General features: G+C 43.0%; 13 protein-coding genes and 3 tRNA genes. 1 reads left to right on the top strand and 15 read right to left on the bottom strand.

The annotated features are described in order from the left end of the window. Positions 1-51: 51 nt before the first annotated feature. The 4 genes from ACVBDU_RS21880 to ACVBDU_RS21895 all read right to left on the bottom strand — a co-directional run bounded on the left by ACVBDU_RS21880 (position 52) and on the right by ACVBDU_RS21895 (position 4,811). Positions 52-1,350 carry a Glu/Leu/Phe/Val family dehydrogenase gene (locus tag ACVBDU_RS21880; protein WP_447181811.1) on the bottom strand — a complete coding sequence of 433 codons (1,299 nt, stop codon included), beginning with the start codon at positions 1,348-1,350 and terminating at the stop codon, positions 52-54. Positions 1,351-1,881: 531 nt separating this feature from the next. After that, a complete protein-coding gene (locus ACVBDU_RS21885; protein ID WP_447181812.1) occupies positions 1,882-3,213 on the bottom strand; it encodes a sigma-54-dependent transcriptional regulator in 1,332 nt (443 codons plus the stop codon). 2 nt (positions 3,214-3,215) lie between these two features. Then, the gene (locus tag ACVBDU_RS21890; protein WP_447181813.1) at positions 3,216-4,325 is read right to left on the bottom strand and encodes a sensor histidine kinase; all 1,110 of its coding nucleotides are present in this window, start codon (positions 4,323-4,325) and stop codon (positions 3,216-3,218) included. Between the two features lie 117 nt (positions 4,326-4,442). Next, positions 4,443-4,811, bottom strand: a complete 369-nt coding sequence (locus ACVBDU_RS21895) for a winged helix-turn-helix transcriptional regulator (protein WP_447181814.1) — start codon at positions 4,809-4,811, stop codon at positions 4,443-4,445. A gap of 327 nt (positions 4,812-5,138) precedes the next feature. Here ACVBDU_RS21895 and ACVBDU_RS21900 point away from each other — a divergent pair, with 327 nt between their 5' ends. Further along, positions 5,139-6,026 carry an NAD(P)-dependent oxidoreductase gene (locus ACVBDU_RS21900; protein ID WP_447181815.1) on the top strand — a complete coding sequence of 296 codons (888 nt, stop codon included), beginning with the start codon at positions 5,139-5,141 and terminating at the stop codon, positions 6,024-6,026. 569 nt (positions 6,027-6,595) lie between these two features. Here ACVBDU_RS21900 and ACVBDU_RS21905 read toward each other — a convergent pair. The 11 genes from ACVBDU_RS21905 to rseP form a co-directional block, all read right to left on the bottom strand. Next, positions 6,596-7,132, bottom strand: a complete 537-nt coding sequence (locus ACVBDU_RS21905) for a hypothetical protein (protein ID WP_447181816.1) — start codon at positions 7,130-7,132, stop codon at positions 6,596-6,598. A gap of 91 nt (positions 7,133-7,223) precedes the next feature. Beyond that, on the bottom strand, positions 7,224-9,608 hold the full coding sequence (locus ACVBDU_RS21910) for an ABC transporter permease (RefSeq protein WP_447181817.1): 2,385 nt from the start codon (positions 9,606-9,608) through the stop codon (positions 7,224-7,226). 840 nt (positions 9,609-10,448) lie between these two features. Further along, positions 10,449-10,730, bottom strand: a complete 282-nt coding sequence (locus tag ACVBDU_RS21915) for a TOTE conflict system archaeo-eukaryotic primase domain-containing protein (RefSeq protein ID WP_447181818.1) — start codon at positions 10,728-10,730, stop codon at positions 10,449-10,451. After that, a complete protein-coding gene (locus ACVBDU_RS21920; protein WP_447181819.1) occupies positions 10,630-10,929 on the bottom strand; it encodes a TOTE conflict system archaeo-eukaryotic primase domain-containing protein in 300 nt (99 codons plus the stop codon). The genes ACVBDU_RS21915 and ACVBDU_RS21920 overlap by 101 nt, the downstream gene beginning before the upstream one ends. Before the next feature lie 13 nt (positions 10,930-10,942). Then, on the bottom strand, positions 10,943-11,986 hold the full coding sequence (locus ACVBDU_RS21925; protein WP_447181820.1) for a nucleotidyl transferase AbiEii/AbiGii toxin family protein: 1,044 nt from the start codon (positions 11,984-11,986) through the stop codon (positions 10,943-10,945). Further along, a complete protein-coding gene (locus tag ACVBDU_RS21930; protein ID WP_447181842.1) occupies positions 11,987-12,721 on the bottom strand; it encodes a DUF6577 family protein in 735 nt (244 codons plus the stop codon). A 567-nt stretch (positions 12,722-13,288) separates the two neighbouring features. After that, a tRNA-Arg gene (locus ACVBDU_RS21935) sits at positions 13,289-13,360 on the bottom strand. Positions 13,361-13,499: 139 nt separating this feature from the next. Further along, positions 13,500-13,573, bottom strand: a tRNA-Asn gene (locus ACVBDU_RS21940). A 5-nt stretch (positions 13,574-13,578) separates the two neighbouring features. Continuing rightward, the gene (locus ACVBDU_RS21945; protein ID WP_447181821.1) at positions 13,579-13,863 is read right to left on the bottom strand and encodes a GIY-YIG nuclease family protein; all 285 of its coding nucleotides are present in this window, start codon (positions 13,861-13,863) and stop codon (positions 13,579-13,581) included. A 259-nt stretch (positions 13,864-14,122) separates the two neighbouring features. After that, a tRNA-Asn gene (locus ACVBDU_RS21950) sits at positions 14,123-14,196 on the bottom strand. 284 nt (positions 14,197-14,480) lie between these two features. Then, positions 14,481-15,836 carry an RIP metalloprotease RseP gene (gene rseP, locus ACVBDU_RS21955; protein ID WP_447181822.1) on the bottom strand — a complete coding sequence of 452 codons (1,356 nt, stop codon included), beginning with the start codon at positions 15,834-15,836 and terminating at the stop codon, positions 14,481-14,483. Positions 15,837-16,028 lie beyond the last annotated feature (192 nt).

The raw sequence follows: 16,028 nt of genomic DNA on the forward strand, positions 1-16,028 counted from the left end.
GTTAAATCATCACATCTTTTCCGGCGAGGGCTTGTTTTCCGGTACGGAAAACTACGGGAATATCCCCCTTTGCCTGTATGCCTGTTCCAGTCGTTCAATAGCAATCATAAAAGCGGCCGTACGCATATCCGTTTTCTTGTCGCCGGTAACTTTCATTACCCGGTCAAAAGATTCACGGAGTTTCTTCCGGAGTTTTTCCATAACCTCTTCGAGTTGCCATATCTCTCCGTTACGGTTTTGCAGCCATTCGAAATAACTGCCTATTACCCCTCCGGAATTACAAAGGATATCGGGAATTATAGCCACTCCCCTTTCCAGAAGAATTTCTTCCGCTGCCACATCCGTCGGACCGTTTGCTCCTTCGGCAATAACCAGCGCTTTTATATCTCCCGCATTCTTCTCTGTTACCTGGTTACCCAGGGCGGCAGGTATACATATATCACAATCCAGTGCAAAAAACGCTTCATTGTGCAAAGGTTTGGCATTCGGAAAACCTGCAATGGCATTGTTATTACCGGCCATATATCCGAACAATGTATCTACCGCAATACCATCCTGGTTAACTATACTTCCGGAAGCATCCTGCACCGCGATAAGCAAAGCGCCTTCTTCTTCCAGAAAACGGGAGGCCCAGTAACCTACGTTACCAAATCCCTGAACAATGAATTTCCGCCCTTTCAGGTCAATATCATTGTGCTCTGCCCAGAACTTTACGCACAGGTATACGCCGTACCCGGTAGCTCTGTCTCTTCCTTCCGATCCTCCGGCTCCAACCGGTTTTCCCGTTACCACATGTAAATTGGTGGATCTCTCGTTGGGGGATTTTGTAGACATATAGGTATCCAGTATCCAGGCCATGGTCTGCGGATTGGTATTGACATCCGGCGCGGGAATATCGAGTTCGGGACCTATATTATCTCCCAGCGCATAGGTAAACCTCCGGGTAATACGCTCCAGTTCCGCTGCCGAATATCGCGAAGGATCGATCTGTATACCTCCTTTGGCACCTCCCAGGGGCAGTCCCGCCAGAGAAGTCTTCCAGGTCATCCACATGGCCAACGCCCGGGCGGCATCAAGGTCTACCGTAGGGTGATAACGCAGTCCTCCTTTATACGGCCCGAGGGCATTATTGTGCTGTACCCTGTAGCCGGTAAAAACCTCTACCTTTCCGTTATCCATTTTCACAGGAAAATGAACCACCAGTTCGTTATTGGTGATCCCAAGTATCTTGTGTATATCGGGATCTAACCCAAGCATGTCGGATGCGTGATTAAATTGTCGCAGGACATTTTCCAGCATGCCCTGTTTCCCTGTTTTTTGTCGTTTTTCTTTTTCCTCTTGTGCTATCATTGTGTTTGTGTGTAATTATGGATGGATACATCAGTTAAACATACCCGAGGGTTCTGACCTTTTTTCGCGTTAACGCATGATCATACTCACTGCATGAAGTCACCAGAGACTTCTCCGCGGTGAGCACACACGTAGCCAGGTACCTGCAGGTAGCGCAAATGCTTGTCCCGTATTTTTCCATTTCTGTTTAGTGTTAAAGTTGCTACCGGTAAGACAATAGCTATGCCGCAATAGAGGAGCATATCCCCAAAAACACATAACACATTAAAAAACAATTGATTACCAAAGAAACAAGAATTATATGGTAAAAGTATACCGGGGAATATTTCCCTGGGAGAGGAAAATATCCCCGCTACATTAAAGGGGAGTATTGAATGTAAAAGTTACGGACTCTTCCTCCGGCAGACAAGATTTTTTTAGTTGGGAGTTCTGAGTTATTTCAACGTGATAATTCTGTTTTTTCTTTGCGCTCCAGGTCAGAGCCTGGCCCATTGAAGGCCTCTCTGGGGGGATGACGACGACCTGCCTTGTTTATTGCAACTTGTTCCGCAGTGTTTTGCGGTCTATCCCCAGAATTTCGGATGCTTTGGTTTTATTGTCATCAACAGCCCGGAGTACCTTTTGGATATACTGCTTTTCCATTTCAGACAGGGACACAAAGGCATCTTCGGGAAAATCGATATTGTATTTCAGGCTATCGGGAATATCTTTCAGTTCAATACGCGTATCGCACATAATCACCGCTCTCTGCACAATATTTTCCAGTTCCCTTATATTGCCCGGCCAGTCGTATCGCAACAAAACTTCCATCACTTCCGGTGTTACGGACAGCAAACGGTCTTTATATTCCACCCCGTATTTTCGTATGTATTTCTCCATCAGAAGCGGAATATCCGATTTCCGCTTACGCAGCGGCGGAACATCAATTTCCACTACGGTCAGCCGGTAATACAGGTCTTCCCGGAACTTTTTCTGCCGTACAAGTTCGCGCAGATTGCTATTGGTTGCGGCAATAACCCTCAGTTCCACTTTCTGAGGCTTTCGGGACCCCACACGTGTCACTTCTTTTTCCTGCAAAACACGGAGTAACCCGTTTTGTACCTGGAAAGATGCGTTCCCTATCTCATCGAGGAAAATAGTTCCTTTGTCCGCTGCCTGGAAAAAACCCATCCGGCTTTCCGCCGCCCCGGTAAACGCTCCTTTCTCATACCCGAAAAGTTCGGATTCCAGCAAACTCTCCGGGATAGCCCCGCAGTTTACGGCGATAAAAGGTTCCTTCGAGAACTTACCATTGTAATGAATGGCCCTCGCTATCAATTCTTTCCCGGTGCCGCTTTCTCCCTGTATAAGTATGGTGGCCCGGTTGTCTTTGACCCTTCCGATGATGTCTTTGACCTTTTCCAGTTCGTCCGAATTGCCTATCAATTCCCCGAACGAAGCATGGTCCGGTTTTCCGGGATCACTTTTCTTTTGTTTTTGACCATTCTTCTTCGCCCCGTCCAGGGACTTGGTTACCGCATTACGGAGTTCATCCCGGGTGAAGGGCTTTATCAAATAATCCACAACCCCCGATTTGCCTATGTTAAGTGCATTTTTGGTGGAAATATAGCCGGTTACCACCAGTACAGGCATCTCCGGGTGATGCTCGGAGGCGTATTGTATTAATTCAAAACCATCTACACCAGGCATTTTCAGGTCGGTCACCAGGAGATCCACGGGAGAATCCCTGAGGATAGAAACGGCTTCTTTTACGGAAACTGCCTTATACGTATGATAGTCCATAGATTGCAGATGTCGCTGTACCAGTTCCAGGATATGCACATCATCGTCCACTATCAGAATATTTTCCTTTCGATAACTCATGATTATTTTTTTGGAAACTTTATTACAAACACGGTTCCTCCCACATTACTCGGCCGATGGTAAATCTGCCCTCCGTGCCCGGTGATTATACCGTGGACCACACTCAATCCGAGCCCGGTGCCTTCGCCGGTAGGCTTGGTCGTAAAGAAAGGCTCAAAGACCTTATCTCCTATATTATCCGGAATTCCGCGTCCTTCATCGGCAATCTCCATAGTTACATTTTTCTGACTTTCCCGGACATCTATTGTTATTTTACCCTTTACTGGAGAATAATACACCGCATTCATAATCAGGTTAAAAAGTACCTGTGTCATCTGTATCTCGTCTACCCGTACCGTTATGTTTTTATTTCCGAAGGACACCGCATGTGTCAATTGCCGGTTTTGAAAGGTGGGCTTTAACAGTTGCAGTACATTTTCCACTACCGGTTTAAGCGTGACCTCCTTCCGGGTTTGCGGGACTTCACAAGTAAAAAACATCAGTTTCTTTACCACCTCACGACAAAATATGGCGCTTTCCTTTATCTTGTTCAGATCATCCGCCTCGTCACTGTTTGCCATGCTGCTTTCCAGTAATTCCGCGAAGCCGAGAATATTGGTAAGGGGTGTGTTGAGCTCATGTGCAATTCCCGCGGTGATCTCCCCGAGAATATTAAGCCGGTCCGCCCGCTCCATTTGTCGCTTTATAGCGAGCTCGCTTTCCCGTATGCGTTTTCTCTCCAGGAGATTGCCCACTTCCAGTCCAACGTTGTCCAGAAGCTTTCGTTCTTCTTCCAGGAAATCGGTCAAAGCATACTTATCCGCAGGGTATCCGACCTCTATAAATCCTTCTTCCCGGTTAAATACTTTTATGACCGATCTGATCGAAACCAGCTCTTCTTCGCACACCACATCTCCCAACAGGTACTCCCCGGTTTTGATAACAACCCGGGTATCTTCCTCAAATAACCATGCTTTTTTAAGACAATGCACAATCGCCTCCAGCGAAATTTCCGGATGGTCGTAATCACAGTTAACGATAATGGAAGTAATCTCGTATAAACAGGTGAGTTCCTTTATGCGTTCCCTAAGTTTTTCTTCAATAGTTTCCATAGACAGATTGTACTTGTTCAAAAGTAAAATTTAAATCGCTGATAACTAAAATTTGATAAGTTTATCTATTAGAAAGAAGGTGTATTAAGGAAAATTAAAAAAGATCCTTTCCAGCAAAAGATTGCTAATTGGCTGTTGCTAGAGTATAGTGTTCTCTTCCAGCTCTCCTTGCCTTTCTTTGACGAAATCGGCATGCTCCTGCCCCCATTGGTCAATTTTTGATAGCAGCGGGAGAAGTCCTTTCCCGAATTCCGTAAGTTCGTATTCGGTCTTCCTGGGATATACATCTTCCGCATGCCGGTCTATTACACCGAAAAAATACAGTTCTGCCAATTGCATTTCAATAACTCTCAATGTGGAGCCCTGAATATTCTTGTGGATATCGGCCGGGCGAACTATTCCCCGGTTAATGGCATCAATAATGCACAGTTTCCACTTCCCTCCAAAAATTTTTAAAGCGACACGGATACCGCAATCCAGATCTTCCTCTATTTTTCTTTTGTACATATGTTTCGCTTTTCAATGGGGCATCCACTTTTCAACCGGTATAATGTCCTCATAAAATTATATTCTTAGTATATGACAAAATTCAATTCCGCCTTTATAATTCGCATTCAAAATGCAACGGGTTATAAAATTTTATGTAAGATATGAAATTATCCATTGCATAGTCGCACCACTACTATGCCCGGGAACAAACTTGTTCAGAAAACTATACAGAATTAAGAAACTGTTTAAAACATATCACAACATTTTCATACCGAATCTTTTTTCGGTTATTGTCTGCATTGACCCTTTAACGGAACTTTGTCGTGACAATAAAAAGTTAGTATCATGAAAACAGCAAAGAAAACAATTAAAAAAGTATCCTTAATAGGTTTGGGACAAATGGGAAAAAAACTGGCCCAAATGTATATGGATTCGGGGTACGAGATTACCGTATGGAACCGTACCCGTGAAAAGACCAGGGAATTTGAAGATGTGAATATAGCCGAACATGCGCAAGAAGCCATTGCACGCAGTCCGTTTATTATTATCTGTGTTTACGATAATTCCGCAACCCTGAGTATACTTAACAGCCTGGCCGATCAAGATGTCTTAGAAGGCAAAACCATCGTCAATTTAACTACAGGTGGTCCTGACGAAACGAGTGAAATTGAGAAAATCATTTCCACTCAAAAAGGAAACTATATAAACGGAGCTATCCAGGTTGCCCCGGACCAAATGGGATTGGAAAGTACAACCGTACTCCTCTCCGGGAACAAAAAAGCTTATGACTATCAAAAGCCCGCGTTCGATGTTTTAGGTGGTAACTTAAAATACCTCGGAGAAAAGGCAGCCGCATCATCCGCTATGGACCTGGCTACACTTACCTGGCTTTACGGTTCTTATATCGGTTTGATATACGGGGTAAGCCTCGGTCAGAAATACGGGTTAAACCTGGAAGACTACAGCCAGATCATAGGTGAAATTACCCCCGGGTTTACCGAGTTTTTCCAGTATGAAATTGATGTTATTAACCGCGGTGATTATCGTATAACGCAGAGCCCCCTTCCTATCAGTATAGCAGCAACCCAGCGGATTGCAGACAGTTTTAAGGAACTGGATGTTCTCCGGGAATTCCCGGAAGCCGTTAAAAATATACTTAAACATGCCGGGGAGAAAGGCCTGGGCAACGAAGAACTGGCCGCTATTGTAAAAGTGATCAACAAACAGGTATAATACTCAAACCGTTGCCTGTTTATAAGTTAAACAGGTAACGGTTAACCATTCCGAAAAACTCAGACAGTTTCTGAACCAGCTCAAACTTTTTTTGATCAAAGAAAAAGCAGAGATCAAATCAACAGTGATTTTTGTTTAAACCACAATTTTTGAGATGGATCTAAAAAAATCCGAATCTAAAATGCATTTCGTAAATGGTAAGATGACGGATGATTTGCATGGGCGGGAAATATTATTTAAGGTTATGTTTTTCCTTACCCAGACTCTAAAGGGTGGGAAAGACAGAAATATTTAATGAGTTAATGTGGTATTGAATTCTTAAGCCTTAAGTAAAGCAAAAATTGTCTTAAACATAATATTTAAGGCGATTTTCAGTAACCGACACCGAACAAATCCCGAAACATTTCATTGAAGATCCGGAGCGATTGGAGACATTGAATTCGGAAATTAAAATTCTGTGATTGTTAAGTAATATATCATGTAGCCCCATTTTCTGCCTTTGCAAAAACATCTTCTTGTCCATACAAAAAAGAGAAGAAAGTACTAATTTGAAATTTGCTTTTCATTGGTTAATCTAAAGATGTAATGATTTCATTATTCTTTTTGGCTTCCATATATTCTTCATGTAACGATTTTTTAATGTTGGGGCCAATTTTAATATTTCTACCTTTTATAAAACCATCGTAAATGATTTGACCTTTAAATGCAAGAATATTCAACTCAACAATAGCAGGATAATCAGGAACCAAATGCTCAAAAGAGTCGCTCAGTGGCTTGACAGCATAAAATTTATTGTCGTCAACACTTTTAAAAATGGTGTGTTTTTTAAGGCATTTCAGTAAAACAAATTGTCCGTATTTACTTTTTTTGAATCCTGACAAAACTTCGAGTTGTTCCTTTGGTATTTCGGTACAGCAACCAACATATTCGTCAAGTAAATTTTCATCCTCAAGCAAAGCATCACGGCATACTGACTTCACTTCAATACCGGTTTTCAGGAAATCTTCAAACTCCATTTCTTCTTCCAGAATTCCTGTATAATACCCTGCGAAATACAGTAAATTAAGATGAGTATTCAAATATTCGAAATAATCCTCAGACAACATGATCTCATTTATTAAAACTTTTATACCAATAGAAAAATGCTTCCGGATTGGTCTTTTTTAACTTGTTGTAAGCTTAATCACTAATAATTCTTTACTCATCCCTCAAACTATCCACCGGATTGGCCACTGCAGCCTTAATGGCTTGCCAACTCACCGTCAGGATGGTAATCAACGCCGCCAGCACCCCTGTCAGGGCAAATACCCACCATTCGATACCGATTCGGTACGAATAACTGGCTAACCACTTGTTCATGGCATACCAGGCGATAGGGGAAGCGATGACAAACGATAACATCACCAGTTTCAGAAAATCCTTAGACAATAACCGCGTAACGCTCCATACCGATGCGCCAAGCACCTTCCGTACCCCGATCTCTTTGGTACGGCTCTCTGCCATGTAAGCCGCTAACCCGAACAGGCCCAGGCATGATATTATAATAGTAAGTATAGCAAACAGTCCGGCCAACTTTCCCGAACGCTCGGCGCTCTTGAACTTCTGTGCATAATTTTCATCGGCAAATACATACTCAAACGGATATTGCGGATTGTATGTCTTGAAAATATTTTCCATCCGGGCGAGGTTGTCGGTTGTGCTGTTATCCGGGTTCAACTTCACGTGCAGGATGTTCGGCGAGTACCCGGCAGGCCCGTTTATCATCATCGGGCTGATAGTTTGCTCGAAAGGTGACTGCAGGATGAAATCCTTGATGACCCCAACCACGTGGAAGTACTCGGTCGTCCCCACCCATTTCATACGTGTGCCGATGGGATCCTTAAGTCGCATGGCCCTCACAGCAGCCTCATTCAAGAGAATTGCCATACTATCGGTGGGATACTGGTACACATCGATATCGCGGCCTTCAACCAATTCGATGCCAAACGTCTTGGTGAAACCGGCATCTGTACCCATCCGCACGAATTCCAGTTTTTCATCCGCCTTTGTGCTACCTTCCCAATGGAATCCCCAACTGTCGCTCCACTGTTGTGTAATGGGGTTGGCCGAAAGGGAGACGGATGTCGCGGCATTGCTTCCGAGTAATTCGTTTTTAATGGAGGTATAATTCTTATCCATATCCCCCTGAAAAAAGAGGTATACCAGATTATTCCGGTTATACCCGGCATCCCGGTCCAGCCCATATTCGATCTGGCGGTAAACGATGATGGTGGCGATAATCAGGATAATGGCAAAGGTAAACTGGATAGTGACCAGTATTTTTCGTGGAGCGATCAGGGTATTTTCCTTCTTGAAGGTTCCTTTGAGTACACTTACCGGATTGAATGAGGAGAGGTAAAAGGCCGGATAGCTGCCCGCAACCAAACCGGTGAGCAGGATAAACCCGAGGGCAGATAGCCAGAAAAGCGGATTGTCATAGGGAACGAACAATTCTTTCCCGACCAACTGGTTGAAACCACCCAAGCTCAATTGAACGATTAACAGCGCTACGAAGAACGAAAAGACACTCAACAGGATGCTTTCAATGAGAAACTGGGTAATCAATAGGGTCTTGCTCACACCAACGACCTTTCGTATGCCCACTTCCTTCGCACGCCGTTCGCTCCGTGCGGTGCTTAGGTTCATGAAGTTGATGCAAGCGATCAGCAAAATGAATGCGGCAAGCACGACAAATAGCCTTACGGTGACCAGGTTGCCCGCTACCAATATGCCGTTTTCCGACTTGTTGTACAGGTAATAGCGGTTCAGCGGCTGCGTAAACACCTCGGTTGTGGATGCGGTTGCCGTCTCTTTCATATGGTCTATCGTGATGGTCCTTACTTTCCGGTCAAAAGCCTCCTGGCTTGCCCCCGGTTTCAGCAGCGTATATGTTTTGACCGAGTTGTTGCCCCAAAACGTATCGTTCCAGCCCAACCGTTCCATATGTTCCCAGGGGAGCAGGTAATCGAACGCCAATAGTGTATTGTTTGGCAGGTCTTCTAGGATACCGGTTACCGTGACGTTGCGATTGCCATCAATGCGGATCGTCTTGCCCATGGCATCCGTATTGCCAAAAAGGGTTTTAGCGAATTGCCCGGTCAGGACGATACCGTGTCCATCTGCCAATGCCCTGGAGGCCTCTCCTCGTATCAACGGAAAACTGAAGACGTTGAGAAAACCACTATCCGTAAAGGCTCCTCTGGCATTCAGGTTTTTATCTCCAACCGTGAATAGGAACGTGATGTTATTGAACCGAACGGCATCCTCCACCTCCGGATAGTCGGCTTTCAGGGTTGGGGCCAGTATTTTGGGGGTATTGTTCCATGCCCAGCGATTGCCCTCCGGATCAGCATCGCGGTTGTACATAACATAGATACGTTCTTCCTTTTCGTGGAACCGCTCCATACCCAGTTCATTCCGGATCCAAAGGATAATCAACAATGCGGCAGCCATGCCCACGGATAACCCGGTCAGGTTGATCAACGAATGGGCCTTGTTTTTAGCGAAGTTCCGGAATAATGTACTTAAATAATTCCTGATCATATCTTTTTATGTTCTATAGCCGGGTTTCGGTATTTCGTAAGTCGGTTTATGGGTGCTGATTTACTTCTGCTAACAGCCACACTCCACCCTATTCTCATTGTCTGGTCTTAAATACTAAACATTAACTACGCCAAAAGTATAAATATCTGATTTTTTGAAATATACGCCAAAAAAGACACATCAAAAGTGTTCGGCACCGGACACTTTCTGTTCGTATGCGGACAGGTTGCGGCGTGTTACCCGTGTAAATTCTGATGTTCAACATCAAAATAGAATATGCCCGGATATCCGGAAGATAAGACAATCATCGCCCAACCAAGCTATCGGAGGACAATCCGTTATAATGCAGACCAATAGTTTTGTTTACAAAAACTGTAAGCAAATAGCTTTGTTTACATAAAGCACGGAAAAATTGCAAACAAATAAATACTGTTTATACAAAACGGAAAGAAATTATAAAACAAAGGCGGGGTACGGATATACTAATAATGTTTTGAATATGCTTTAGAAGTACCCATATAAAGGAGAATCCTAAGGGTGTCATTAGTTCGAGGTTCTCCAAAAAATCGAATTTGACGGAATGCAATATCGAACCGCCCGGATCCACGTCATTACTCATCATATCCTTTAGGTAAACAACAAGTTACAAAAAAAACAGGAGAAAAGATTATTGTATAAATCTGGGCCAACACTTGAAAAAACTGATTGCAGAGCGCAACTTAGATCCCCGGACAGTGACTTCCATGGCTAATATTGAGAGTAAGCAGGCTATAGGATTAACAGTACCGAAAACGAGCCAAAAGTAGCTTTTCTACTTCCAATTGCCAGGGCCTCGGGTGTTCATGTTAAAGTATTAAAGGCCATTATAATTTTCCTGCTTTTGACGGCGGGATAAACAGTTTCAAAAAACACCCAAATATGCCCTCCATTCCCGGAACGGGAACGTTCGAGATAAGCCGGAATATCAAAATCCTCGCATACCGAAAGAGCCCTTTTCGACTGTTTCTGCCAGCCTTCTTTGTCAAAATCGGCCACGATAAACCTTGAAGTATTGTCCTTCAATAATGGGTATATACCGATCGCTTGCCTGCCTTCGAGGTGTTTTGTGATTTGAAAAGACATCGAGCTTTAAATAGGTTTTGTCTTTATAGTCTTTAAAGGTACCACCTCGTTGTTTGTGAAGCCGGTACATACACGGGTCATATGAATAAACCGGCATATAACCACTTTTGCCCGGCTTCTCCCAACGCAACGCAAATACATCTTCACGACCTTTGAACAGGGATTGATAAAGTGGTAGTTTATTTGAATGCGGTTGCATTTTTCCGTTTTTGTCAGCTTTCCAATATCTTATACCAATAGTAAAACGCTTCAGGGTTGTGTTTTTTCAGCTTGTTCAGGGCATTATAGTTTGGGTCTTCTATCACCATGAGCTTCACATCTGCGGAAGGTTTGTCAAACCTGTGTATGTCAGAAAGTCCCCTTTCTACCTGTTTTGCAATGTATGCGGCCTTGGAAACAGCTATTTGGGCCTGGGCTTCTTTAAATTTTTCACCATAAATATAATCATCCAGACGACTTACCCCGGAACGCATGGCATCAAAAGCATTTTTATCGATACGGCCGTGTACACAAAAATTATAGGAAGCGCGAATAATGTCATTAATGACAATTTGATGATTTTCAGATGTAAACTCCCTGTATATGAGCTCCCTTCGGGCTATTCTAATGAAATTCTCTTTGACCTTTTCCAGCGAACCCAACCTGTCCATAATCCCGGAAATGTCATATATCTGCTTCATCACCTCCATTGGTTTTGTAAGGGGAACTCCCGTGGTTTCCGGGCCATAAGCGGTTAATTTATCCCCAAGCATCGCGTTCAATGTTGGCGTAATAACACACACTGGCTCCCCTTCTTCTGCCAGTAAAAAATGGGAAACGGGGGTTTCCTGGGTTTCGAAATAGGGATCGGTTTCAAAAACAATATCGAGAAGGATATAATTAAGGTTGCCTTTCATCATTGTTTTCGGCTCATAGAACAATTTGAAGTGCCTCTTCTTTATGGAAGAAGTTGTGTCCCTTCGTTGTTCCCTCCACGATGTGAAATGGGTTCTTGCCACTATACCATCCAAAACAGATCCGATATCCTGTTCTTTGTTTTCAACAATAATATCCACGTCTATGGAAAATCTCCTGGGTTCCTGTATCATCAACATCAATGCCGTCCCACCTTTAAAAATAAAGTCAAAGTCGGCCTGTTTAAGGGCTTGCAATAGAACTAAAGCCCCAATTACTTTTTCAATGATAACAGGATTACCCCTGAACTCTTCTTTTTTGGCCATGATCCATGCAGGCGTCAGGCTTTCCGGTGAGATCATTTAAAGTATTTTTTTGATCGTTTGTTCTACAATTTCTTTTTTTCCCCTCCGGGCAGCATAGCGGAACAGCCTGTCCCTGTTAATGGAAAGGAATTCAAAAGCATTTTCAATAATGCTTTCCAGATCGCGTCCCTGGTAGGCGGCAAACAATTCGTTGTCCACGATAAGGTCCACAAGTATTTTCTCAATACCCGGTACCTGAATCTCGTCAACTTTTTGGAGTGGTGCGCCCGTTACCAGGTTTTTGACGACTACAAGGTCATTGCCATCTTTGGCATATTTTACCAGTAAATCCCTTGAAGGGTTTAAAAAGACATTGTCCCGGAAATCGGATAGAAAATAAAACACACTATCTTCAGCTTCTTTTTCTACCTCGATAAAAACCTCGTATTTCCCCGGGATATGTAACATCCAGGGCACAACCCATTCGGTGGACCATATAGAGATATCCAAAAAAGGATACTCTTCTTTAAGTTTCAAATACAAGGATTTGATTTCCTCAGATATGGGTGGAATGAAGTCCTTTTGGTTGCCAAGCCTGTATTTTCCCCGTCCAATTCGTTGTATAACACCTGTTTCAACCAATTTATGTATGCGCCAGTTAGCCGTTGTCTTTTTAACGGTACGCTCCAGGTTTTTATAAAACTCAAAAATCTCTTTTACCGATATGGTATTGGAATTTCTGAATTTATCCTTGAATACTGTAATATGTAGTTTACTTGTGTCGATCTGGATCTTATTTTACCACAAATATACGAACTATATTTTGTCAGTAAAATGCATTTATTGTCAAAATATAGTTCAATGCTATAGACCTTCTCTACTCAAAGAGGATTGGAATTTGACCTTGATTGTCCTTCCTCATCAATAGAATCCGTGGATGCAGTGCCGTATGGTATCATCATAATCGCCAGCACACGACAAATAAGGCCCCTTGATGCCATAATACCGAGGCTCCCTATCTTTATATCTATTTTTAGCATAGCAGGTAAAATGCAGGGATGCACGAGAAGAAAGAAATAAAAAAAATCCCATCAGGGAAACCACAGAACTTTTTCGTAAGGGGTATTGAGCTTGATCTATAAAAAATTCCAAATCTAAAATGCATTTCGTCAAGGATAAGATGGCGAATGATTTGCAATGGGCGTACAATATTATTCAGGCTGTGTTTTTCTCTTCCCCGGCCTAAAGGGTGGGAAAAACGGAAGTGGTTAATAAATTAATGCGGTATTTAGTTATTGAACTCATCAGGCCTAAAAAGAAAAAATCGCCTTAAAAACAATATTTTAAGACGATTTTCAGTAGCCTCGCCAAGAATCGAACTTGGATCTAAAGTTTAGGAAACTTCTATTCTATCCGTTGAACTACGAGGCCATCCGTATATAATACGATTTGACAAATAATTCATCTAAAACAAAAAAGCAACCGTAAGTTGCTTTAGTTTCGCTTTGCTCCCCCTCTTGGGCTTCCTTCGACAATGCTCAGGATAAACTTCTCGCCCAACAGCGTTTTGCTCCCCCTCTTGGGCTCGAACCAAGGACCCTCTGATTAACAGTCAGATGCTCTAACCAACTGAGCTAAGGAGGAATAATTTAATTGTACTTCTCTTTTAACCTTTCTGCTATCTCCGGATAAAGTTTAAGATTTTTAATATAAATCACACTCTTCATCCTTTTGATATGCTTCTCTATCTGTTTTGCTTGAGTTTTACTTTCACAACTAATCGTAAAAAACAATTTCCAATTCTGAGCTTTTTTAGTATATGACCTTGTATAAATCCCTTCATTATGTTCAACTAATCGCTTGTTTAAATCGATAGTTTCTCCAACATAAAATCTATTTAAACTTTCTGAAAAGATTATATACACATAATGCATCCCTAAAAAGCTTTTCCTTTATCTCCTCTAACCCTCCCGACAACTGTCAGTACGAACCAAGAAGAAACAATTTATTCGTAAAAACTCAATAATAAGAACGTAAATTCCCGTGCTTTACAGCACTTTGCTCCCCCTCTTGGGCTTCCTTCGACAATGCTCAGGATAAACTTCTCGCCCAACAGCGTTCGCTTTGCTCCCCCTCTTGGGCTTCCTTCGACAATGCTCAGGATAAACTTCTCGCCCAACAGCGTTCGCTTTGCTCCCCCTCTTGGGCTCGAACCAAGGACCCTCTGATTAACAGTCAGATGCTCTAACCAACTGAGCTAAGGAGGAAGGTATTTTCAATATTTTACGTCTAAGAACATTTTATTTCCATCTCTCTAACTCGAGCTAATCCTGAGAACTATCGGACTCTGATTAACTGTCAAATGCTCTAACCTCCCGATAATTATCGGGATGAGCTAAGGAGGAATTTCTGCACTTTATTTCAAAAATCATTTCGCCCGAAAACTTTATATCTTAAGGCTGCATGGTATTGCTTTTCACCAGGCGGGTGCAAATATATATATTATTTTTATTTTTCGCACCAAATAAAAAAGGTTTTTTACAAGGAAAAATTACTTGAATAACCACCTGTAAATGTCGTTACCATTGGCAAACAACACCAGGGCCATAAGTAAAAAGAACCCAACAATTTGCGCGTATTCCAGGAACTTGTCACTCGGCTTTCTTCCGGATACAATTTCATAGAGCAGGAACATCACATGTCCGCCGTCCAGTGCCGGAATAGGCAACAGGTTCAGCACACCGAGCATTATAGACAAAAGAGCGGTAATTTCCCAAAATGCCTGCCAACTCCAGTTTTGGGGGAAGAGGTCAAATATAGCCTTAAACCCTCCCACACCTTTATAAGCACCGGTTTCGGGGGTAAAGATCATTTTCAGTTGTTTACCATAACTCAACACGCGGTTTTTCCCCCTGCTTATCCCTTCGGGGATAGACTCCATAAAACTGTATTCTTCCCTGCTTACCTTGTATACACCCAATCGTTCCAGGTCCTGGAATCCGAGTCTGGTCGCATAGGCTATTTCCATCTTTCCTTCTTCACTGATCTTAAGGTCTATATTTTCTTCTTTGTCCTTTCGAAGTACCACCGCAGGTACCGTTTGCCCTTTCATTCCCTCTAATTCTCCGATGACTTCATCCGCATACGAAATTTTCTTCCCGTTAAGCTCCACCAGGATATCCCTCGGTTTTAAAACCCCGGTATTGAGAGAATCTTCGGGAACCTGTGCCACAACAAACGGGATACGCAAACTAAGTACCGGAGCGCGTCCCTCTTCTTCCCTGCTCTGCATCAGGCGATCTATAAAATCCACCGGCATGGTTATCGTTTTCTGACTTCCGTCCCGTTCTACGGTCACTTCCTTACCGAGCAGAAAACTCTCCGTAGACCCGTAGAAATCCTCTACCGGTTTACCGTCTATAGACACCAGCTTATCCCCGGTGCGGAACCCTACATCTTCCAGGGCACTGTTAGTAACCCAGATACCGTCTTTTACATCGCTGTTTTTAATATAGTAATCGCCATAAGCATAGGTTATACCTATATATATGATAAATGCCAGGATAAAATTCACCGTAACCCCGCCCAGCATAATTATGAGTCGCTGCCAGGCCGGTTTGGATCGGAACTCCCACGGTTGTGCCGGTTGCGCCATCTGCTCTTTATCCATACTCTCGTCGATCATACCGGATATTTTTACATATCCTCCCAGGGGCAGCCAGCCGATACCGTAAACCGTATCTCCTATTTTCTTCTTAAAAAGGGCAAAATTCACATCAAAGAACAAAAAGAATTTCTCCACCCGTGTACCGAAAAGCCGCGCCGGGATAAAATGCCCGAACTCGTGCAACACAATCAAAAGGGAAAGGCTCAATAAAAACTGACTCAGTTTAATAACTATATCCATCGTATTATTTTAATCATCTAAAACGCACAAAAGTAATCTTTTCGGTTTACTTAATAAAACTTATTCCGTACAACCCCCGGGTTTTAAGAATGTTTTAGGTTTCATCCCCCGGCGAGTGGTCTAAAAGATTGAGTGGAGATTGATCCGGCTACGCCGGGAGATTGAAATGCTTAAAATCAATCTTCTTCAATC

The organism is Sinomicrobium endophyticum (assembly GCF_052983315.1).